Origin of the sequence: Curtobacterium sp. MCBA15_005 (assembly GCF_001864855.1) — a bacterium.
Lineage (GTDB): Bacteria > Actinomycetota > Actinomycetes > Actinomycetales > Microbacteriaceae > Curtobacterium > Curtobacterium flaccumfaciens.
This window is the reverse complement of the sequence record NZ_MJGL01000002.1, coordinates 18,039-39,958: the sequence shown is the minus strand read 5'-3', so window position 1 is coordinate 39,958 and position 21,920 is coordinate 18,039. Positions and strand designations below refer to the sequence as shown.

Below are 21,920 nucleotides of genomic sequence, written 5' to 3'. Positions count from 1 at the left end.
GCGGCGGCTCAGGAGAGGGCGGCGCGTTCCTTGAGCGGCTCCCACCAGCTGCGGTTGTCGCGGTACCACTGCACGACGTCGGCGAGGCCCTGCTCGAACGGCACCTGCGGCTCGTAGCCGAGCTCGCTGCTGATCTTCGAGATGTCGACCGAGTAGCGCAGGTCGTGGCCGAGGCGGTCGGCGACGCGGTCGACGTACGACCAGTCCTTGCCGGTCGCGTCCAGGAGCAGCTGCGTCAGCTCCTTGTTGGTCAGCTCGGTGCCGCCGCCGATGTTGTAGATCTCGCCGGCGCGACCACGGGTCAGGACCATCGCGATGCCGCGGGTGTGGTCGTCGACGTGCAGCCAGTCACGGATGTTGTTGCCCTCGCCGTAGAGCGGGACGTGCAGGTCGTCGATGAGGTTCGTGACGAAGAGCGGGATGACCTTCTCGGGGAAGTGGTAGGGCCCGTAGTTGTTCGAGCAGCGGGTGATCGAGAGGTTCAGGCCGTGCGTGCGGTGGTAGCTGCGGGCGAGCAGGTCGCTGCCGGCCTTCGACGCCGAGTACGGCGAGTTCGGCTCGAGCGGGCGCTCCTCGTCCCACGACCCCTCGCTGATGGAGCCGTAGACCTCGTCCGTGGACACGTGGACGAAGCGCTCGGTGCCGTGACGGAGCGCCGCGTCGAGCAGGCGCTGGGTGCCGACGACGTTCGTCTCGACGAAGATGCCGGAGTCGCGGACCGACCGGTCGACGTGGGACTCGGCGGCGAAGTGCACGATCGCGTCGATGCCGGGGATCACCTCGTCGAGCTTCGCGGCGTCGCGGATGTCGCCCTGCACGAACGTGTACCGGGGGGAGTCAGAGACCGCGGCGAGGTTCTCGAGGTTGCCCGAGTAGGTCAGTGCGTCGTAGACGACGACCTCGGCGCCTTCGAGTCCGGGGTACGCGTCCTGCAGGGTGCGTCGGACGAAGTTCGAGCCGATGAAGCCGGCTCCGCCGGTGACGAGGATCTTCACGAGGTCTGGTTCCTTTTCGGAGTCGGTGTGGTTCTGGGATCGGTGTGCTCCGGTCGGCGGTGGCCGTCCGGTGGTGCGTCGGTCGTCGGCGTCCCGTTCAGGATCGCCGGCCGACCGTGGATCGGTTGACGATACCAGCCGGTCACAGCCCTGCCGCGTCGTCGCCACGCCTGCGGCGGCGCCGGACGAGCAGGGTGACGACGGTGCAGGCGAGGACGGTGAGGACGATGCTGCCGCCGGTCAGCAGGTACCCGGTCCGGGCGCCCGGCACCGCGTACCGCAGCTCCACCGTGTGCTCGCCGCCGGGGACCCACACGGCGGCGCCGGCGTCGTCGGCTGCGACGAGGTCGGTCGGTTCGCCGTCGACGGTCGCCGTCCAGCCGGCACGCTGGAGCGAGTCGGAGACGACCACCCAGCCGCTCCCGGTGGCGTCGACCTCGGCGACCGTGCTGTTCACGTCGCTGTCGCGCAGGGTGATCTCGGCGCTCGAGTCCGGGTCGGCCGTGTGCTCGGACGGCGCGCTCAGGACGACGGTCGAGTCCGGCAGCGACTGGTCGGCGAGTGCCCGGACGCGCGCCGGTCCGGTGCGTTCCACCACCTGGCCGGAGGCCCAGCGCACGCGGTCCAGGGCGTTGCCGCGCTCGTAGATCGTCGCGTCGCCGGTGTGCACCACGCGGACGCCGTCGCCGGAGACCGGACGGGTGATGCTCATCACGGCGTCGCCGGCGTCGTCGGTGCCGATCGGCACGAGCTTGTCCTGCCCGGTCACGGTGATCCGGACGTGCCACGAGGTCGACGTCGGGATGGTGGAGCCCTGGAGCGCCACGTTCCGCGGGCCGCCGAGGCCCGGCACGTGGGTCGACGTCGAGGTGATCGTCTTGCCGGAGTCGTCGGCGACGATCGCCACGTCGAGGGTCATGCCCCCGGGCGTCAGGGTCGGGGCCGGCGGACCGGTGAAGGTGATGCCGTTCACCGGGCCGGTGTTGCTGGCCGAGTCCACCGAGGGGTTGTCCGCGGTCAGGTCGGACCACTTCGTCTGCGCTGCACCCGGCTCGGCGGTGCCGGCGAGCGGCCCCGACGGGTCGGCGACGAGGTACTTCGTGCTGAGCCGGTCGAGGATCCCCGACCGGGCGAGCGACGGCATGAGGTTCGGTTCGAACGTCAGGTAGGTGGCCGTCGGGTACGTGTCCGGGTCGACCGCCCGCATGAGGTCCTTCCACTCGCCCGTCTGGAACGCGTGTCCGGTGGTCTCGCGGATCCGGTAGTAGGAGGACGACCCCGGGAGCATGGCGCTGCCGGTGGCGGCGTAGCGGTCCTGCGCGGAGACGTGTTCCTGCAGGTAGTCGATGGCGGGGGTGGTCGGGTAGAACGTCGACGTGGGCGCGATCGGCCACCAGGGCTTCGTGGCCGTCACCGCGGGGACGACGACGAGCGCGACGACCCCGATGGCGGCGACGGTCGCCAGCACCCGCGACCGGAACACCCAGACGAGCACGACGAGCACGACGGTGACCGCGCCGAGGATGCCGACCGCCAGGATCTCGAGCTTGGTGCGGTGCACGTACTCTTCCGCGATCGGCGGGATCGCGAGCAGGGTCTGCATCCCCACGCCGACGGCGGTGAACAGCACGACGGCGACGGCCGCGATCCGACCGGTGCGCCGGAGGGGTCCGGCGGCGCGGAAGCGTGCCAGCTCGTCGCGGAGGTTCTCCGGCTGCACGAGGCGGCCGAAGCCCACCCCGGCCATGGCCGCGGCGAGGAACATCACGACGACGCGAGCGCGACCGATCGGGTTCGTGTCGAAGACCGGCAGCTCGCGGACGGCGGACAGGACGGGGCCGCCGAGGTAGACGATGACCACCGCGAGCGCCAGCATCGAGGCGACGATCGCGACGACGCCGCGGGTGCGACGTCGGGCCAGGTCGTGCCGTGCGCGGACGGCCGGCGTGGCGTCGTCGGGCAGGGCCGCGGCGGTGTGCGTCGCCGGGCGGATGAGGACCGCCACGGCGACGAGCACCACGGCCGCGATCCCCAGGTAGGAGTACTCCTCCACCGGGTTGCGGATGCCCCAGGCGGGGCCGGTGCTCTGTACGAACGAGATGTCGGGCACCCACGCGCTGACGAGCGGCGGGGTGCCGAGACCGTTCGGGCCGCTCTGCCCACGGCCGCTGAAGTCGACCAGGCTCGTGGCGTTGATGGCGAAGGGGACGAGCTGCCACGCGGACAGCAGCAGGCCGAACAGGATGCCGCCCACCGCGATCGCCCCGCTCACGACCACGGGGACCCACCGTCGGTGCGCGACGATCGTGCGGACGAGGAAGTACAGCCCACCGATGAAGAGGGCGTAACCGACGATGGCCGGGAACCCGCCGAGCAGCATCGACGCGAGCGGCACGCCCACGGCGATGACGTCACGCGCGCGGAGCTCCACCGCGGCGCGGTCGATCGCCCAGAAGAGCAGGGGGATGCAGGCCGCGACCCGGGTCTGCGGCCAGTTCGACCACGCGACCATGAAGCCGGACGACGAGTAGACGAGGGCGGCGATCGCCCAGCCAGCGCGGGGGACACCCCAGCGGCGCAGCAGCAGGGACATGCCGACCGTGACGACGACGATCTCGAGGAGCTTCACCCAGCCCGGCGCGGCCGCCAGGGGGAGGATCCACCAGGGCAGCGCGAGCGGGGACCACGCGCCCGAGTCGGGCACGCCGCCGAGTTCCGCGCCGCCGGCGACGTAGGGGTTCCACGCGCCGAAGACGCCCTCGTGGGCGAGGCTGGTCAGGAGCGAGGTCTGCGGCGCGACGGTGTCGATCGTGTCGCTGTTCAGGATGTTGGTCGACGTCGTCGTCGACTGGAACAGCGAACCCCACGGGGTGTACCGACCGAGCAGGCCGGTGTTCAGGAAGGTGCCGTGTCCGATCAGTGCCGGTCCGATGGTCAAGACGACGAACGCTGCGAGCGCAGCCCAGGCCGCGATCTCCACCCAGCTGCCGGGTCGACGGACCCAGAGCGCGAAGCGTGTCCGCCGGTCGAGCACGGACGCTCCGCGCTCAGTCCCCATACCGCTGCAGCTTCTGCAGGTCGAGCTGTTCCTCGGCCAGGGTCCGGTTCAGGCGGGTCAGGTCCGCCACCACGCCGATCACGATGCTCAGCACCGCCGTGATCAACAGGACGACGCCGAGGATGATCGACTGCAGGTGGTTGCCGCCGGTGTGCATCGCCAGCAGCACCAGGTACCGGACGAGCGGCCAGGCCCCGAGCGCCCCGAGGATCGCCGCCACCCAGAGGAACAGCGCCATCGGCCGGTACATCAGGTAGACGCGGGCGATCGCCGAACCCGACTGGAACATGTGCTGCCAGATGTTCTTGAACAGCCGCGACTCGCGGGTCTTCGGGTTCGTGGTGATCGGCACCGAGGCGATGGCCAGGCGCTTGTAGCCGGCCTGCACGATGGTCTCCATGCAGTAGCTGAAGCGCGTGACGATGTTCAGGCGGATGAGCGAGTACTTCGAGTACGCGCGGAACCCGCTCGCGGCGTCGGGCAGGTCGAGCCCGGCGGCGCGGCTGGCGACCCACGAGCCGAAGCGCTGCATGAGCTTCTTGAAGCCGGAGAAGTGCTCGATGGTCCGCGTCTGCCGGTCGCCGATGACGATCTCGGCCTCTTTCCGGAGGATCGGCTGCACCAGTTCGGCGATCTGCGACTGCGGGTACTGGTTGTCACCGTCGGTGTTGACGACGATGTCCGCGCCGTGGAGCAGCGCGTAGTCGACGCCGTCCCGGAAGGAGCGGGCGAGCCCCATGTTCGTGGTGTGGTGCACGAAGTGCTTGACACCGTGCTCCTTGGCGACCTCGACGGTGCGGTCGGTGCTGCCGTCGTTGATCACCAGGATCTCGATCTCATCGATGCCGTCGATCTCCCGCGGGATGGAGTCGATGACGCTGGCGAGGGTGTTCTCCTCGTTGAGGCAGGGGATCTGGATGAAGAGCTTCACGGGTTCGCAGTGTCTCGTTTCATGGGGTCCGGCAGGTGCGCGAGGCCATGACAGCCTATGCGAACCCACGGACCGGCGCAGGTACGGCCTGCCGACGCGTCCCGGGGCGGGCGGCTTGGTAGGGTGCAGCCGTGCAGATCCGCGAACTGAAGATCCCCGGCGCGTGGGAGTTCACGCCCGTCCAGCATGGCGACGCACGAGGAGCATTCCTCGAGGCGTACCGCGCCGACGTCCTCGAAGAGACGGTCGGTCACCCGCTGGACCTCCGACAGGTGAACATGTCGATCTCCTCGGCCGGTGTGGCCAGGGGCATCCACTACGCCCTCGTCGCGCCGAGCCAGGCCAAGTACGTGACCGCGGTGCGCGGCGCCTTCATCGACTACATCGTCGACATCCGGGTCGGCTCGCCGACGTTCGGCCAGTGGGACTCCGTGCGCATCGACGACGTCGACCGTCGGGCCGTCTACCTGTCGGAGGGCCTCGGGCACGCCATCGTCGCGCTCGAGGACCAGTCCACGGTGAACTACCTCGTCAGCGCCCACTACGACCCGGAGCGCGAGAAGGGGATCACCATCCTCGACCCGACGGTCGGCCTCGAGCTGCCCGACGGACTCGGCGAGCCGGTCCTGTCCGAGAAGGACACCAGCGCGCCGACGCTCGAGGAAGCCGCCGCCGCGGGTCTGCTGCCCACCTACGAGGAGTGCGTGGCGTACACCGAGTCGCTCCGCACGACCAAGTAACGAACGAAGGAATCACAGCGCGATGAAGGGCATCATCCTGGCCGGGGGTTCCGGCACCCGTCTCTGGCCGATCACCAAGGGCATCAGCAAGCAGCTCATGCCGATCTACGACAAGCCGATGGTCTACTACCCGCTGTCGACCCTCATGATGGCCGGCATCCGCGAGGTCCTCGTCATCACGACGCCGGAGTACAACGACCAGTTCCGTGCCCTGCTCGGCGACGGTTCGTCCCTCGGCATGGACATCCAGTACGCGGTCCAGCCGAGCCCGGACGGCCTCGCGCAGGCCTTCGTCATCGGCGAGGACTTCATCGGCGACGACAGCGTCGCGCTCGTCCTCGGCGACAACATCTTCCACGGCACGGGCCTCGGCACGAACCTGCGGAAGAACACCGAGGTCGACGGCGCCACCATCTTCGCGTACCACGTGGCCGACCCGAAGGCGTACGGCGTCGTGGAGTTCGACGACGACTTCACCGCGGTCTCCATCGAGGAGAAGCCGACGGAGCCGAAGTCGAACTACGCCGTCCCCGGCCTGTACTTCTACGACAACAAGGTCATCGAGATCGCGAAGACGATCGAGCCGAGCGCCCGCGGGGAGCTCGAGATCTCGACCGTCAACGAGCGCTACCTCGAGGCGGGCGAGCTCGGCGTCCAGGTCCTCGACCGCGGGACGGCCTGGCTCGACACCGGCACGTTCGAGTCGATGATGCAGGCGTCCGAGTACGTCAAGGTCATCGAGGACCGTCAGGGCTTCAAGATCGGCTGCATCGAGGAGATCGCCTGGCGCAACGGCTGGATCGACGACGCGCAGCTCGCCGACCTGGCAGCACCGCTCGTCAAGGGCGGCTACGGCGTCTACCTGCAGCGACTGCTCGCCGTCTGACGTCGGCGCGGCCGGTCCTCGCATGGCACTCTTCCGTCGCCGCCGGCCGGATGCGGCGGTCTCCGGCCCGGAGGCCCGTCCCGCGTCGGTGACGCCGGCCCACCCCGAGCGGGTGGTCGGCTGGGACTGTGCCCTGCCGGCACTCGAGGTGTCGGTGACGGTGCTGCTGGTGAGCCGGTCCGACCGGTACGACGCGCTGCCGTCGATGGTCACCGCGGCTCGTCTGGCGTTCGGCCCCTCGGCGGACGTCCGCGCGGTCGGCTACGTCGCCGATGCGTCGCCGGTCGGCGAGCAGGCGCGGGGGATCCCCTGGGTCCGCTCGGCGCCGGTCGACGGCATCGGTTCGGCGATCAACGCCGGGGTCGCCGCCGGGGTCGGGCGTGTGCTCCTGGCGCTCGACTCGACGGTCCGGGTGACCGACCAGGACCTGCGGGTCCTCGCACAGGCCGGCGGCGACGGCGTGGCCCAGGCCCGCATCCGGATGCCCGACGGTTCGCAGCGGGACGGCGTGCGGCTGCTGCGCCCGGGAGCACTTCCCTGGTCCGACGACGGGTCGACGAGTCCGGCCCGCAGCCAGGCGGACGACCGCCAGGACTCCCCGCTCGCCGCGGTGCCGGTCTTCGCAGCGGACCAGCCGGCCGTCTCGGTGCCGGGCGCTTCCCTGGTGCCGGCACCGTGCCTCCCGGACGAGCGGATGACCCTGACCAGCTGGACCCGCGCGGTCGCCGACCGCGACGGCCGACCCGTGCGTGCGGTGTGGTCGCTGACCCGCTCGGCTGATTCCGGACGGACGGTCGACTCGGCGACGGTGGATGCGTTCTCGGTCTGGCGCGACCGGGCGCCGGACGGCGACGGAGCGGTCGCAGCCGGACCCCCGCTGCCCCCGTGGGGTGCGCGACCCGTCACCCCGGCGCCCCGATCGCGCTCCGACGACGACCGGTTGTCCTGGTCCGTCAAGATCGCCGCCCCGGCCGGGCCCGAGGGCGACGGGTGGGGCGACGTGCACTTCGCCACCGAGCTCGCGGGCGCGCTCGAGGGCCTCGGCCAGCGGGTCCGCGTCGACCGGCGTGACGCGCACGTTCGGGACGACGACGCCGCGGACGACGTCACGCTCGTCATCCGCGGGCTGGACCGTGTGCCGCCGAACCCGGCGTCGGTGAACCTGCTCTGGGTGATCAGCCACCCCGACGACGTCTCGGACACCGAGCTCCGGTCGTTCGACGCGGTGTTCGCAGCGGGGCCGGTGTGGGCTGCGGAAGCCGCCGCACGTGCCGGCGTGCCGGTCGGGGCACTGCTGCAGGCGACCGACCCGGCGGTGTTCCACCCGGCCGCCCGGTCGGACGCAGGCCAGGACGCGGGGCACGTGGTGTTCGTCGGGTCGACCCGTGGCGCGGCCCGGCCGGTGGTCGCCGACGCGGTCGCACTCGCCACCGACCTGCGTGTGCACGGCCCGGGGTGGGACGGCGTCGTGCCCTCCGCGATGCTCGGGGCCGTCGCGCTGTCACGGACCGAGGTCGCGACGGCGTACGCGTCCGCCCGCGTGGTCCTCAACGACCACTGGCCGGACATGGCGGCGGGCGGTTTCGTGTCGAACCGGGTCTTCGACGTGCTGGCGTCCGGTGGGGTCGTCGTCACGGACGAGGTCGCCGGCCTCGGGGACGTGCTCGACGTCCCGACGCTCGCCGTCGCCCGTTCGCGGGACGACGTGGCCGCACTGCTCGACCCGACGCATGCGTGGCCGGCGGCTGCCGAACGTGCTGCGGTCGCCGATCGGATCGCGGCGGAGCACTCCTTCGACGCCCGGGCCGCGGTGCTGCTCGCCGCCGCTCGCGCCGCACGCAGGCGTCTGCGCCCCGGCCCCTGACGCGCGCCGCCGGCTCGCGCTACTTGCGCGTGACCCAGCGGGCTCGGAGCGACAGACCGGCGTGCAGCACCACACGGAGGGGCAACAGCCACCACGCCCGGTACTTCCGCGACAGGAACCGGTACGCGCTGCGGTGGTGCTCGATCTCCATCCGGCGACGGTTCGACGACGTCGAGTGCGCCCCGGTGTGGGTGACCACGGCGGTCGGCACGTACACGTTCGTGCGACCGGAGCGACCCACGCGCTGGCCCAGGTCGACGTCCTCGAAGTACATGAAGTACGACTCGTCGAACCCGTCGAGCTGCCGGAACAGGTCGGTGCGGATGAGGAAGCACGCGCCGGACAACCAGCCGGCCTCACGCTCGACGACCTGCGTCGTGGACCAGTACCGCTGGCTCCAGGGGTTGGCCGGCCAGAACCGCGAGAACGCCGCGTGGCCGAGTCCGGTCCGGAGCGACGGCAGCTGGCGCGCGGACGGGTACGTCTCGCCCTGCTCGTCCAGGATCCGCGGCCCGAACGACCCGCCCGTCGGCAGCCGGTCGGCGGCGCGCACGAGTTCGTCGATCGATCCCGGTGCGAGGACGACGTCGGGGTTCGTGACGAGCAGGAACTCGGGGCGGACGTCGGGCAGCACGTCGTCGAGGGCGCTCAGCGCGGCGTCGATGCCCCCGCCGTAGCCGCGGTTGCCCCCGGAGGAGACCACGACGGCACCGTAGGACTCGCCGATCGCCCGCAGTGCGTCGATGTCGGTCGAGCCGTTGTCCGCGATCACGACGGCGACCGGCTCGGACGACGCCGCTGCGACGCTCGCCAGGAACGGCCGGATGGTCTCACCGGTGTTGTAGGTGACCGTCAGCACCGCGACCCGGATCACCGTGCACCCCCGGCGACGACTGAGTACGCATCGACGTGCACGGCCGCGGTGGCCTGCCAGGTGAACACGTCGGCACGCGCCAGCGCGGCCGCCCGGTGCGACGCCACCAGTGCGGGATCGTCGAGCAGCGCGGCCATCGCCTCGGCCAGTGCGTCAGCGGACGGCTCGGTGTACACCGCTGCGTCGCCGCCGACCTCGGGCAGCGACAACCGCCGGGTGGTCAGGACGCAGGCGCCTGCGGCCATCGCCTCGACCACCGGCAGGCCGAAGCCCTCGCCGAGCGACGGGTAGACGACGAACTCCGCCCCACCGAGGTAGCCGGACAGGTCCTCGAGGGGCAGGTAGCCGGCCTCGATCACGTGGTCGTCGGGCTGCAGGGCGTCGAGTCGAGCGATCGCGGACTCGTCCCATCCGCGTGCCCCGGAGAGCACCAGCCACGGGGTGTCCGAACCGGCGGCCGCTCGCGACGCCCGCACGGTGGCGTAGGCGTCGAGCAGGGCCGTGATGTTCTTGCGGGGCTCGATCGTGCCGAGGAACGCGATCCAGGGTGCGCCCTCGGGCAGTGTCGCCGCGATCCGGGCGTCCTCGACCTCGGCGATTGACGGCTCGTGGAACACGGCACGGTCGACGCCGAGCGGTGCGACCCGGACGTCGGCACGGATCCCGCTGACGACCCGTGCGGCCTCGGTCGCGGTGGCCGCACTCGGCACGATGACGACCGGGCGGCTGCGCAGCGATCGACGGCTCCACCAGGTGAAGAACGTGCGCTTCAGGCGGGAGTGCCACTCGGGGTTCGAGAAGAACGTGGCGTCGTGCAGGGTGACGACGGAGCCGCCGCGCCAGCCGAACGGGAACGTGTAGTGCGGGGAGTGCAGCACCCGCGCGCCGATCCTGCGGCCGAGTGCCGGCAGGCCGGTCTGCTCCCACAGGAACCGCAGCGGGACGGAGTCGGTCCACGCCGGCGCGGTGTGCACGGTGGCGTCCGGAGCCACGGCGCGGAAGTGCTCGGCGTGCACGGGCCGGACGACCAGGTGGACGTCGAGCGCCGGGTCGGTCAGGTGTGACACGACGCCCTCGACGTACCGGCCCACACCGCCGAGTTCGCGCGGTACCGCGGTCCCGTCGACGAGGACGGTGAGCTGCGGCACGCGTGGGTCCTTCCGAACGGGGGCGCCACGGTCGGGTCCGTCGGCGGGGGAGTGACCAGGATAGCCCTCCGCGCTCATGCGCCCGGGTCCACGCTGCGACGAGGGACGGACGCGCGCCGCGACTCGCGGAGCCGCCGCGCGAGGTGCGACGGGAGTGCCCCGACGACGTCCGCGAACGCTGCCAGGACGAGCCGGGCCTCCCGACGGGTGGATGCGGAGCGCAACCCGCGCAGGCCGCGGAAGAGGGTCCGGGCGCTCGCGCGCAGGACGGTCGGCCACGGTGCGTGCCAGAGCGCGACGACCATCCGGTTCCGCGCGTTGCGGAAGAGGAACAGGTCGCTCTGCACGCCGGACGACGCCGAGTGGTCGTGTTCCACGACCGCGCCGGCGGCGTGCTCGACGCGCCACCCGCGTCGGCGGAGCCGCCAGGCGAGCTCGGTGTCCTCGTAGTACATGAACAGGGACTCGTCGAGCAGGCCGACGTCGTCCAGCGCGCTCCGCCGCAGGGCCGACGCGCCGCCGGAGAACCCGAAGACGTCGACGTCCGCGGCCCGGTCGACGGGCGCGAACCAGTCGCGGTCCATGCCGTTCCCGTCGCGGTCGACGCGCACGCCGGTCGAGTTGAGCCGCACCTCGCCGTCCGCCGACGGCGTCCAGGGACGGCCGTCGTGGTCGCGGAGGACGCGCGCGTCGGGGGTAGGTTCCGCACCGGCCGGGAGGCCCGTCCAGCGTCCGGCGAGCACGATGCGGCCCGTCACCGCCGCGACCTCCGGCCCCGCCTGCGCCAGGTGGTCGCGGAGCGCCGCGACGAAGCCGGGCGCGGGCACCGCGTCGTTGTTCAGGAGCACGACGACGTCGGCGTCGGTGTGCCGGATACCGGTGTTCGCGCCGGCTGCGAACCCGCCGTTGTCGTCCCGCGCGATCACGACGGCGTCCGGAAGATCGCGCCGGAGCACGGCGACGGAGTCGTCGGTCGATCCGTTGTCGACGACGATCACGTCGTCGGCGGCGCCCTCGGCGAGCACGGTGCGGACGGCCGCGGTGGTCAGGTCGGCGCGGTTCCAGTTGACGACGACGACCGCGGTGCTGGTCACGCCGTCGGGGATCGTCAGCCCAGCTCCTCGATGGAGGGCTTCGCGTAGACGCTGCCGACGGCGTCGCCGAACGACGGCACCTCGAACGAGTCGCACTCGGGCAGGTCGTGCAGGTGCCGACCAGCGGAGTCCATCATCGACACGTTGATGAAGTACTTGCCGGTGCCGAAGTTCGTGTCCGCGATCCGGAGGCGGAGCTTCTTGCGGCCGTGCAGCGGGTCGAGGTGGATGCCCATGATGCCGGTGGTGGTGCCGTACACCACCTGCCCGGCCGTGTTGTTGATCTGGACCGCGGCCTCCCAGTCCTCGACGCCGTCCAGGTGCTCGAACTCCATGTCGACCAGCAGGTCGTCGCCCGGCGTGACGCCGTCGCGCTGGCCCTTGCCGTCGGCGTGCACCGAGGCCCCGATGACGGTGCCGCGGCCGACCGCCACGTCGGCGCTGAGCTCACCGGCACGGCGCTCCTCGAGGACGTCGCGGAACAGGCTGACCGCACCGATCGGGTCCCCGTCGTGCAGGACCTTGCCCTTGTTCAGGAGCACGACCCGGTCGCACATCTCCTGCACCTGGCTGAGCGAGTGCGTGACGATGATGATCGTCTTGCCCTGCTCCTGGAACGAGCGGATGCGGTCGAGGCACTTGCGCTGGAACGCCTCGTCACCGACGGCCAGCACCTCGTCGACCAGCAGGACGTCGGGGTCGGTGTGCACGGCGACCGCGAAGGCGAGTCGCACGTACATGCCGGATGAGTAGAACTTCACCTGGGTGTCGATGAAGTCGCCGATGCCGGAGAACGCGAGGATGTCGTCGAAGCGCTCCTCGGTCTCCTTGCGCGTCAGGCCGAGCAGGCTCGCGTTGAGGAAGACGTTCTCGCGGCCGGACAGGTCCGGGTGGAACCCGGCGCCGAGCTCGAGCAGGGCCGCCAGGCGTCCGCGGCGCGCGACCGTGCCGGACGTCGGCTGGATGATCCCGCCGATGGCCTTCAGCAGGGTCGACTTGCCGGAACCGTTCTGCCCGATGAGCCCGACGGTGGTGCCGGCCTGGATCGAGACGGTGACGTCGTCGAGCGCCCAGAAGTCCTGCCGGTGCTTCCGTCCGGCACGGCCCAGGGTGACGATCCGCTCGCGGATGGTGTTGTCCTTGCGGACGACGAACCGCTTGCGGACGTGGTCGATGACGATGACGTCCGGGCGGTCGGTGTGGGCGCCGGAGGTCGCCGGGGCGACGGGGGTGCTGATGGCCATGGTCTAGAGCTCCTGCGCGAAGTTGCCCTGCAGCCGGGAGAACACCCGCTGCGCCCCGAGCAGGCAGAAGAGCCCGATCACGAGGGCGATGCCGAGGCGCATCATCAGGTGCGGCGGGTAGTCGACGGGGGTCGGGTGGATCCAGATCGCGTTCTGCAGACCCAGCACCGACAGGGTGAGCGGGTTGTTCGTGTAGACCGCCAGCAGCCACTGCACCTTCAGCTCGGCGACGACCATCGAGTACGAGTAGACGATCGGCGACGCCCAGAGCAGCACCATGAGGCCGACGTCGATCACGAACTGCACGTCGCGCAGGTACACGTTGAGCGCGGACAGTACGAGGCCGATGGCCGCGCCGTAGACCAGGATCACCAGGAGCGACGGGATGAGGTAGATCAACCCCTCGTGCCAGGGGAAGACCCCGAGCACGACGGTCGCGGCGATGAGGATCGCGAACTGGATCAGGAAGTTGACCAGGGCCGCGCCCACGCTGGCGAGGGGGAAGACCTCGCGCGGCACGTAGACCTTCTTGATCAGCCCGCTGTTGCCGACGATCGACCCGGTCGAGCCGGCGACGATCTCGCTGAAGAGCGTGTAGGCGGTCAGGCCCGTGAACACGTAGATCGCGAAGTTGTCGATCGCCCGTGACGAGCCGAGGATCTTGCCCATCACGAAGTAGTAGATCATCAGCTGGGTCAGCGGACGCACCAGCGTCCACACGAACCCGAGTGCCGAGTCCTTGTAGCGCGCCTTCAGGTCGCGGCGGATGAGCATCCCGAGCATCTCGCGCTGACGGAAGACGTCGCGCAGTTCTCTCCAGGTGCCCTTGAAGGCGCTCGTCGGAGCGCCGATCACGACGAGGGGCTCGTTCGCGAGCGCCGTCATGCGGGCTTGGTCGACCATACGTCTCTTCGTTCGTGGGGGCAGGACCGGAACAGCATACTCATTGCACCGCGGGGGAACGCCGCGCGCCCCGTGCGCGGAATCCCTGGCGACTCCGCCCCCGAGCGGGGGGCAAAGTGCGCGAGAACAACTCTCAACCTTCACTTTGGGGTTACCGTTGACGCAACCCGGACCCTTGTCAACAACCACAGGACGGCCCGAAAGCATGCAGCTTGCTCCACGGTCGATCGCTGCGCTCGCGGTGGTCGGTGCTCTCAGTCTCTTCGCGGCGGGGTGTTCCTCCGGCGACGACCCCCGACCCTCGCCCAGCGCGACGCGGACGGCCAGCGCGACCCCGACGACGTCGCCGAGTGTGACCCCCTCGACGCCCGAGTCGACCCAGCCGACCGCGGAGCCGTCCGACGACGACGTCCCGACGGCCTTCCCGGGCAGCGGCGAGACCCCGCAGCCCGACGTCGACCCCGGTGACTTCCCGGCGACGGCGGTCGTCACGTTCTCCGGCTGGGACGCCGGCAGCAAGACGCTCCAGGCGGGCGGTCTGGTGTCCGGCACCACCGACGCCTCGGGGACCTGCACCTTCCAGGCGAAGAAGGGCGGCGTCACCCGCAGCGCGACGAGCACGGCCCAGGCCAGCGCCTCGTCCGTGAACTGCGCGCAGGCGTCGTTCCCCGCGAGCCAGGTGTCGACCGGCACGTGGTCCATCACCCTGCAGTACTCGGTCGGGTCCAAGTCGACCACGTCCGAGCCGATGACGGCGGAGGTGCCGTGATGCGTTCCATCCTCGACCGTGGCGGTCACCGTCGACCCCTGCGCGCGGTGCTCGGCATGACCGCCGCCCTGGCGATCGCGGTGAGCGGCCTGACCATCGGCACGATCGTGTCCGAGCAGACGACGACCGAACCGGCCTCGGCCGCGGTCCCCGCGAACTTCGACCCCGGCAACATCATCAGCGACGCCAACTTCTACGACGGCGACGCGATGAGCGGATCGGCCGTCCAGTCGTTCCTCAACAGCGTCGCACCGAACTGCAAGCGCGCCTCGGGCGGCCCGGCCTGCCTGAAGGACTTCACGCAGAACATGAGCGCCATCGGGGTCGTCCCGAACCGGTGCTCGGCGATCCCCGGCGGCAACAAGTCCGCAGCCACGGTCATCGCCCAGGTGGGTGCCGCGTGCGGGATCAGCCAGAAGGTGCTGCTGGTCCTGCTGCAGAAGGAGCAGGGCATCGTCGCGACGAACTCGCCGACGAGCTACATGTACCTGCACGCCACCGGCTTCGCCTGCCCGGACACCGCCCCGTGCGACCCGGCGTACTACGGCTTCGGCCAGCAGGTCTACGCCGCGGCACTGCAGTTCAAGCGCTACCAGGCGTCGCCGACGTCGTGGGCGTACCAGGCGGGTCGCAACAACTCGATCCTCTACAACCCGAACGCGGCGTGCGGGCGCAAGACGGTCTACATCAAGAACCAGGCGACCGCGGGCCTGTACATCTACACCCCGTACACGCCGAACACGGCGGCGATGTCGAACCTCTACGGCACCGGTGACTCCTGCTCGGCCTACGGCAACCGCAACTTCTGGCGGATGTACACCGACTGGTTCGGATCGCCCACGGGCGGGTCCTCGCCGATCGGGCACGTCGACTCGCAGTCCGGCAACGTGGGCGGCACCATCGCCGTGCGCGGCTGGACGGCCGACCCGGACACCACCGCCTCGATCAAGGCGCAGTTCTACGTCGACGGCGTCGGCAAGGCGTCGGTGATGGCCGACGCGAACCGCACCGACCTGGCCTCGCGCCTCGGCTCGGGCAACACCGCACACGGCTTCCAGACGACGCTCACGGGCATCACGCCGGGCAAGCACACCGTCTGCGTCTTCGGCATCAACGTCGGCGCGGGCGCGAACACGCTGCTCAACTGCGGTGACGTCACCGTGCCGGCAGCGGCCCCGGTGGGCAGCCTCGAGACCGTCACCGGCGGCACCGGCACGATCGCGGTGAGCGGGTGGGCGCTCGACCGGGACTCGTCCGCCGCGACCGCCTACAAGGTGCAGGTCGACGGTGTCGGCGCGATCTCGGCGACCGCCGACGTCCAGCGGACCGACATCGCCGCGAAGTACCCGGGTGCCAGCAGCACCGTCGGTTTCTCCAGGACGATCCAGAACGTCGCGGCGGGATCGCGGACGGTGTCGCTCTGGACCCAGGACAAGCCGGGCGCGACCTGGGTGCGCGTGGCGCAGAAGGCCGTCACCGTCACGGCGTCGACGGGGACCTCCGGCGCCGTGAAGGGCTCGTTCGAGTCGGCCACCGGCGGCATCGGTTCGGTCGCGCTGAAGGGCTGGGCGATCGACCCGGACACGTACGCGTCGGTGCGGTACAAGATCCACGTCGACGGTGCCGGAGCGGCGGCCGGCAGCGCGAGCGCTGCCCGCAGCGACGTCGCGAAGTCCTACCCGAAGTGGGGATCGTCGCACGGCCTGGCGACCACGCTCACCGGCCTCACCCCCGGCAAGCACACGGTCACCCTCTGGTGGCAGGACCTGCCGAGCGGCACCTACGTCAGCGCCGGGACGAAGACCGTCACGGTCGCGGCCCCGCCGTCGACCGGCACCACGGGCAAGACCGGCGCCGTCACCGGCTCGTTCGAGCAGGCCACCGCCGGTCCGAACACCGTGGCCCTGAAGGGCTGGGCGATCGACCCGGACCGCTACGACCCGGTCAAGTACAAGATCCACCTCGACGGCGTCGGTGCCACCGCGGGCAGCGCGAACGCGGTCCGTGCGGACATCGCCGCCGCCAAGCCCGGGTGGGGTGACGACCTCGGGCTCGCGGTCACCCTCACCGGCGTCAAGGCGGGCACCCACACGGTGACGGTCTGGTACCAGGACCTGCCCGGCGGGAACTACGTCAGCTTCGGCACGAAGTCCGTGACCGTGCAGGACGCCGTCCCCGCACCCACCGGCAAGACCGGAGCCGTGTACGGCGCCTACGACGCCGCGACGGGCGGCCGGGGGACCGTCGCCGTCAAGGGCTGGGCGATCGACCCGGACACGTTCGCCCCGGTGAGGTACAAGATCCACCTCGACGGTGTCGGCGCGGCCTCCGGCACGGCGAACGCGGTCCGGACCGACGTGGAGCGGGCACACCCGGGATGGGGTTCCGACGTCGGTCTGGCGACGACGCTCAGCGGCGTCAAGCCGGGCAAGCACACCGTGCGCATCTGGTACCAGGAGCTGCCGGGCGGGGCCTACAAGGACTTCGGCACCAAGACGGTGACGGTCTCGTAGCGGGTCCGGGACGACGGAACGGAAGGCTCCCCACCGGGCACGGCCGGTCCGCCGCTGGCGCGTCGGCCCTGAACCGGCCGGCGTGGGCCCAGCTGCCAGCCGGCACCGCGCCTCCCGTTCCGTCGTCGTCCAGCCCGGGGCGCACGCAGCCGCGGCAGCGGTGTCAGCCGCGGCGCCGGTGTCAGCCGCGGCGCCGGAGGGCTCGCGCCACGCCGCCGAGCCGGTCGAGGGCACGGAACTCGGCGGAGTGGGTGAGGGCGTCGTACCGGGTCGCGATCGCGTCACGCTCGGCCTCGGCGTGCCGCCGCGCGGCCTCGGCGTCCTGTCGGGCCCGGTCCAGGACCGCGACCGCCTCCTCGGACACGATGAGCCGGCGGTTGATGTCGTCGACCCCGGCACGGTGCACGTCGCGCTCCTGCTCGGTCGCGCGCAGGACCTCGCGCTGCAGCGCCGCCCACCGCAGCAGCGGGTGCCGCGCGCCCGAGCGGGTCGCTGCCCGCTCCAGCGCCGCGTCGAGCGACGGGGCGACCTGTTCGGCTCGTCGGGCGTACGAGTGGCGTTCCACGACCACGTTCCGGAGCCGTTCGGCGCGTTCGTCGCGCTCGTCGGCAGGCATCGCGATCGCGCGCTCGAGCGAGGCGGCATCGGTGAAGACCGGGACGTCGGTCAGGCCGAGCTCGTCGAGACCGAGCGCGCAGTTCGTCACCGGCAGCGCGCCGCACGCGAGCGACTCGTACAGCCGTGAGTTGAGGGTGCCGAACTCGGCGGCCGGCGCGATGACGTCGTCGACGACGAACGCGGCGGCCCGGTAGACCTCGGGCAGGGCGAAGTACGACACCGCCGGCCGGAGCTCCACGCCCGGGGCGGCATCGACGTGCTCCACGTTGGCGGCGAACCAGACGACGGGCTCGGCCGGCGCCACCTGCTGCAGCACGTCCTGCACGCCGCGCCTGGCACCCCAGAAGTTGACGGTGGTGACCGTGCGTCCGGTCCGCGGGCCGGGCGTCCCGTCCACGTCGGGCCGGAACAGGTCGAGGTCGACGCCGATCGGGACCACCTCGACGGGGACGTCGACCACCTCGGACAGGGCGTCGCGGGCGATCGAGGACGACGCCCACACGGCGTCGAACTCGGCGAGGGAGGGCGACGATGCCCACTGTGCCGTCCAGTTGCGCACCCACGCCACCGTGGCGGTCCGGGACGGCACGAGTCCGGGGACGAACGACTCGATCATGCTGACGAGCACGGTGGTGTCGTCGGGGACGTCCTCGGTCCAGCGGCGGATCGGCCACAGGTCCACGCCCCAGCCGTGCGCACGCAGCGCCCGGGCGAGCCCGAGCGCGACGAACAGGTCGCCCTTGCCCTCGGTGGTGTCGTCCGTCGACACCGCGAAGCGGATCGTCCCCCTGCTGCCCGTCGCGTGGTCGCCACGAGCGATCGCGTCGTACTCGGCGGCGAGCGGGGACGGGGCGGGGGCCGTGGGGATCGAGTGGTGCGTCACGGTGCCCATTGTGCCCGACCCGGGCACGACCTCCGCCGAGCGCCGTGCTGCGCCTTGTAGGGTGTTGTCGGCCGTCGGGCATCCTCGACGGCCGGATCACCGACCCGTGCCGCGCCCGCGGCTGCAGCTGGAGGAACTCGCCGTGACAGAGCGCAAGCCAGGAGTCGTGTCCGTCGTTCTCGTGAACTACAAGGGCACGGACGACACACTGACGAGCATCGCCGAGCTCCGCAAGCAGGACTGGCCGCAGGACCGGCTCGAGGTCATCGTCGTGGACAACGGCTCCGGCCCCGAGCACGTCGGACGGCTCAAGGCCTCCGACCTCGACTTCACGTTCGTCGACTCCGGTGCCAACCTCGGGTTCACGGGCGGCTGCAACCTCGGCGTCGAGCACTCCTCCGGCGAGATCGTGGCGTTCCTGAACAACGACGCCCGTCCGGACACCGGCTGGGTGCGCGAGGCGATGGCGACCTTCGCCGCCGGCGCGGACATCGGTGCCGTGGCGTCGAAGGTCCTCGACTGGGAAGGCGTCAACGTCGACTTCACCGAGGCCGCGATGACCTGGTACGGCATGGGCTACAAGCCCTTCGCCGGGTCGCCGGACACCGGCCGCTGGGAATCCGAGACGGACGTGCTGTTCGGTACGGGTGCGGCGATGTTCATCCGTGCGGAGCTGTTCGAGCAGCTCGGCGGGTTCGACGACCGCTACTTCATGTTCTACGAGGACGTCGACCTGGGATGGCGCCTCAACCTGCTCGGGTGGCGCTTCCGCTACCAGCCGAAGTCGGTCGCGTTCCACAAGCACCACGCGTCGATGAACAAGTTCGGCGACTTCCGCGAGACGTACCTGCTCGAGCGGAACGCGCTCTTCACCCTGTACAAGAACCTCGGTGACGAGCAGCTCGCGGCGGCACTGCCGGGATCGCTTGCGCTGGCCGTGCGCCGGGCCGTCGGCCGCGGTGAACTCGACTCCACCGAGCTCGACCTCCGCAACCCGGGCGACGACAGCGTCCCGACCATCCCGGTGCCGAAGACGAGCATGGCGGGCATCTACGGCGTCGACCAGTTCGTCGAGCAGCTGCCCTCGATGACCGAGTCGCGCCGCGCGATCCAGGCGAGCCGTGTCCGCAGTGACCGCGAGCTCCTGCGCCTGTTCGGCAACCGTGACGAGCCCGCGTACCCGATCGAGAACTACCTGGCCGGCTACGACAAGATCGTGCACTCGCTCGGCGTGCTCGAGGTCGGGACCCGTCGTCGCGTCCTCATCATCACCGGCGACTCGATCGGCGAGAAGATGGCCGGCCCGGCGATCCGCGCCACCCAGATGGCGAAGCAGCTCGCGAACGAGCACGACGTGCGTGTGATCAGCCTCACGCGCTCGTCGCAGATCGACCCGACGTACGACGTCGTCACCGTGCCGCACCGTCACCCGCGGCAGATGGTCGAGCACGAGGCGTGGGCGGACGTCATCATCGTCCAGGGCCACGCGCTCCGGCTGTTCCCGGTGCTCGAGTCCACGCGCAAGATCCTCGTCGTCGACGTCTACGACCCGTTGCACCTCGAGCAGCTCGAGCAGGGCCGCAGCGACGACGTCGACCAGTGGAACCGTCAGATCCTCGACGCCTCGGACACGCTGAACCACCAGCTCGAGCTCGGCGACTACTTCATCTGCGCCTCGGAACGGCAGCGGATGTTCTGGCTCGGCCAGCTCGCCGGGTCCGGGCGGGTGAACGCGCGGACGTACTCCCGCGATCCCGACCTGCGCTCGCTCATCGGCGTCGTGCCGTTCGGCCTCTCCTCGACGCCGCCCGTGCACGACCAGCAGCGGGTCAAGGGCGTGGTGCCGGGCATCGGCAAGACCGACAAGCTCGTCGTGTGGGGTGGCGGGATCTACGACTGGTTCGACCCGATCACGCTCGTGCGCTCGATCGGCCGGCTCGCCGAGCGGAAGCCGAACGTCAAGCTGTTCTTCATGGGCGTGCAGCACCCGAACCCGGACGTCCCCGAGATGGACATCGTCGCCAAGGTGCGTGCCGAGGCCGACGCCCTCGGACTCACGGGCACGAACGTCTTCTTCAACGACGCCTGGATCCCGTACGAGGAGCGCGGTGCGTACCTGCTCGAGGCCGACGCCGGTGTCTCGACGCACTACGAGCACCTCGAGACGACGTTCTCGTTCCGCACCCGGATCCTCGACTACCTGTGGGCCCGTCTGCCGATCGTGACGACCGCCGGTGACTCCTTCGGTGACCTGGTCGCTGCCGAGAAGCTCGGGATCGCCGTGCACGAGCAGGACATCGACGGCCTCGCCGACGCACTGGAGACCGCGCTCTTCGACAAGAAGGCCCGCGCCGAGTTCATCGGCAACGTCGACCGCATCCGCGAGCAGTTCACGTGGGAGAACGTCCTCGCGCCGCTCGTCGAGTTCTGCCGGAACCCCGTCCGCGCGGCTGACAAGTCGGTGCGCGACACCGTCTCGGCCGTCGAACCGCACCAGATGCGCGTGCGCGTGCCCGAGCGCAAGCCGCTGTCGGGCGTCCGCTACGACGTCGGCCGTGCTGTGCACTACTTCCGCACCGAGGGTCCGCGCAGCGTCGCGGGCAAGATCAAGCGGCGCCTGACGAACCGGTGACGCCGGCACCGGCCTCGGCCCTCGTCGTCGTCCCGACGTACGACGAGGCCGAGAACGTCCGTGCGGTCACGGCCGCCGTGCTCCGGGCGGTGCCGACGGCGCACGTCCTGGTAGTCGACGACGGCAGCCCCGACGGCACGGCCGGGGTGGTCCGCGACATCGCGTCGACGGACCCGCGGGTGCACCTGGTCGAGCGTAGCGGCAAGCTCGGCCTGGGCACCGCCTACGTCGCCGGGTTCCGGTGGGGACTCGAGCGCGAGTACCCGCTGCTCGTCGAGATGGACGCCGACGGCTCGCACCCCGCCGACCGGCTGCCGGCGTTGCTCGACGCCGTCCGCGACGACGAGTCGGTCGCCCTCGCGATCGGGTCACGCTGGGTCCCGGGCGGGTCGGTGGTGGACTGGCCGCTGTCGCGGCAGGCGCTGAGCCGGAGCGCGAACACCTACGCCCGGATCCTGCTCGGCGTCGCCGTGCGGGACGTCACGGCGGGCTTCCGCGCCTACCGGGCCGAGTCGCTCGCGCGCATCGACCTCGACACGGTGGACTCGAAGGGGTACTGCTTCCAGATCGACATGACCCTGCGGGTCGACGACCTGGGCGGACGGATCGTCGAGGTGCCGATCCGGTTCCGCGATCGTGTGCACGGGGTCTCGAAGATGAGCCGTTCGGTCGTCGTCGAGGCCATGGTCCGCGTCACCCGGTGGGGACTCCAGCGCCGCTTCCGGCGCCGGCCGCGCGCCTGACGGTACGGCTGATCCGCCCGCCCCG

Annotated in this window: 16 protein-coding genes; 7 read left to right on the top strand and 9 right to left on the bottom strand. The window is 71.0% G+C overall.

Annotated features, from left to right (window positions below; translation table 11 throughout):
* Positions 1-8: 8 nt before the first annotated feature.
* The 3 genes from rfbB to BIU89_RS00730 form a co-directional block, all read right to left on the bottom strand.
* A complete protein-coding gene (rfbB, locus tag BIU89_RS00740) occupies positions 9-995 on the bottom strand; it encodes a dTDP-glucose 4,6-dehydratase (RefSeq protein ID WP_071244202.1) in 987 nt (328 codons plus the stop codon).
* A gap of 142 nt (positions 996-1,137) precedes the next feature.
* On the bottom strand, positions 1,138-4,053 hold the full coding sequence (locus tag BIU89_RS00735; RefSeq protein ID WP_071244199.1) for a hypothetical protein: 2,916 nt from the start codon (positions 4,051-4,053) through the stop codon (positions 1,138-1,140).
* A complete protein-coding gene (locus BIU89_RS00730) occupies positions 4,043-4,984 on the bottom strand; it encodes a glycosyltransferase family 2 protein (protein WP_027466481.1) in 942 nt (313 codons plus the stop codon). Before BIU89_RS00730 ends, BIU89_RS00735 begins: the two co-directional genes overlap by 11 nt.
* 131 nt (positions 4,985-5,115) lie before the next feature.
* Between BIU89_RS00730 and BIU89_RS00725 the strand changes: the two genes are divergently transcribed.
* Genes BIU89_RS00725 through BIU89_RS00715 form a run of 3 tightly spaced genes read left to right on the top strand, consistent with a single transcriptional unit; the run spans position 5,116 to position 8,474 of the window.
* On the top strand, positions 5,116-5,724 hold the full coding sequence (locus BIU89_RS00725; RefSeq protein ID WP_027466482.1) for a dTDP-4-dehydrorhamnose 3,5-epimerase family protein: 609 nt from the start codon (positions 5,116-5,118) through the stop codon (positions 5,722-5,724).
* A gap of 22 nt (positions 5,725-5,746) precedes the next feature.
* A complete protein-coding gene (rfbA, locus tag BIU89_RS00720) occupies positions 5,747-6,610 on the top strand; it encodes a glucose-1-phosphate thymidylyltransferase RfbA (protein WP_027466483.1) in 864 nt (287 codons plus the stop codon).
* 22 nt (positions 6,611-6,632) lie between these two features.
* Entirely contained in the window at positions 6,633-8,474 is a 1,842-nt protein-coding gene (locus BIU89_RS00715) for a glycosyltransferase family protein (protein ID WP_071244198.1), read from the top strand.
* A 19-nt stretch (positions 8,475-8,493) separates the two neighbouring features.
* Here the strand turns inward: BIU89_RS00715 and BIU89_RS00710 are convergent, their stop codons facing one another.
* The 5 genes from BIU89_RS00710 to BIU89_RS00690 form a co-directional block, all read right to left on the bottom strand.
* A complete protein-coding gene (locus tag BIU89_RS00710; protein WP_027466485.1) occupies positions 8,494-9,348 on the bottom strand; it encodes a glycosyltransferase family 2 protein in 855 nt (284 codons plus the stop codon).
* Positions 9,345-10,496 carry a glycosyltransferase family 4 protein gene (locus tag BIU89_RS00705; RefSeq protein ID WP_071244195.1) on the bottom strand — a complete coding sequence of 384 codons (1,152 nt, stop codon included), beginning with the start codon at positions 10,494-10,496 and terminating at the stop codon, positions 9,345-9,347. The genes BIU89_RS00710 and BIU89_RS00705 overlap by 4 nt, the downstream gene beginning before the upstream one ends.
* Before the next feature lie 74 nt (positions 10,497-10,570).
* Positions 10,571-11,590: a glycosyltransferase gene (locus tag BIU89_RS00700; RefSeq protein WP_071244192.1), complete on the bottom strand. Its 1,020-nt coding sequence runs from the start codon at positions 11,588-11,590 to the stop codon at positions 10,571-10,573.
* A 14-nt stretch (positions 11,591-11,604) separates the two neighbouring features.
* Positions 11,605-12,834, bottom strand: coding sequence for an ABC transporter ATP-binding protein (locus tag BIU89_RS00695; protein WP_027466488.1), 1,230 nt, complete (start codon positions 12,832-12,834; stop codon positions 11,605-11,607).
* A gap of 3 nt (positions 12,835-12,837) precedes the next feature.
* On the bottom strand, positions 12,838-13,737 hold the full coding sequence (locus tag BIU89_RS00690) for an ABC transporter permease (RefSeq protein ID WP_027466489.1): 900 nt from the start codon (positions 13,735-13,737) through the stop codon (positions 12,838-12,840).
* Positions 13,738-14,089: 352 nt separating this feature from the next.
* On the opposite strand from BIU89_RS00690, the gene BIU89_RS00685 reads away from it, so the two are divergent.
* Both BIU89_RS00685 and BIU89_RS00680 read left to right on the top strand, forming a co-directional pair.
* Complete coding sequence (locus BIU89_RS00685; RefSeq protein ID WP_071244191.1) at positions 14,090-14,506, top strand: hypothetical protein; 417 nt, start codon at positions 14,090-14,092, stop codon at positions 14,504-14,506.
* Positions 14,506-17,019: a hypothetical protein gene (locus tag BIU89_RS00680; RefSeq protein ID WP_071244188.1), complete on the top strand. Its 2,514-nt coding sequence runs from the start codon at positions 14,506-14,508 to the stop codon at positions 17,017-17,019. The genes BIU89_RS00685 and BIU89_RS00680 overlap by 1 nt, the downstream gene beginning before the upstream one ends.
* Positions 17,020-17,200: 181 nt before the next feature.
* Here BIU89_RS00680 and BIU89_RS00675 read toward each other — a convergent pair whose 3' ends face one another.
* A complete protein-coding gene (locus BIU89_RS00675; RefSeq protein WP_175474949.1) occupies positions 17,201-18,520 on the bottom strand; it encodes a glycosyltransferase family protein in 1,320 nt (439 codons plus the stop codon).
* Between BIU89_RS00675 and BIU89_RS00670 the strand changes: the two genes are divergently transcribed.
* Positions 18,498-21,152 carry a glycosyltransferase gene (locus tag BIU89_RS00670; protein ID WP_372499879.1) on the top strand — a complete coding sequence of 885 codons (2,655 nt, stop codon included), beginning with the start codon at positions 18,498-18,500 and terminating at the stop codon, positions 21,150-21,152. The two genes, BIU89_RS00675 and BIU89_RS00670, sit on opposite strands and share 23 nt — an antisense overlap.
* Positions 21,149-21,895, top strand: a complete 747-nt coding sequence (locus BIU89_RS00665) for a polyprenol monophosphomannose synthase (RefSeq protein WP_071244185.1) — start codon at positions 21,149-21,151, stop codon at positions 21,893-21,895. Before BIU89_RS00670 ends, BIU89_RS00665 begins: the two co-directional genes overlap by 4 nt.
* Positions 21,896-21,920: the final 25 nt, after the last annotated feature.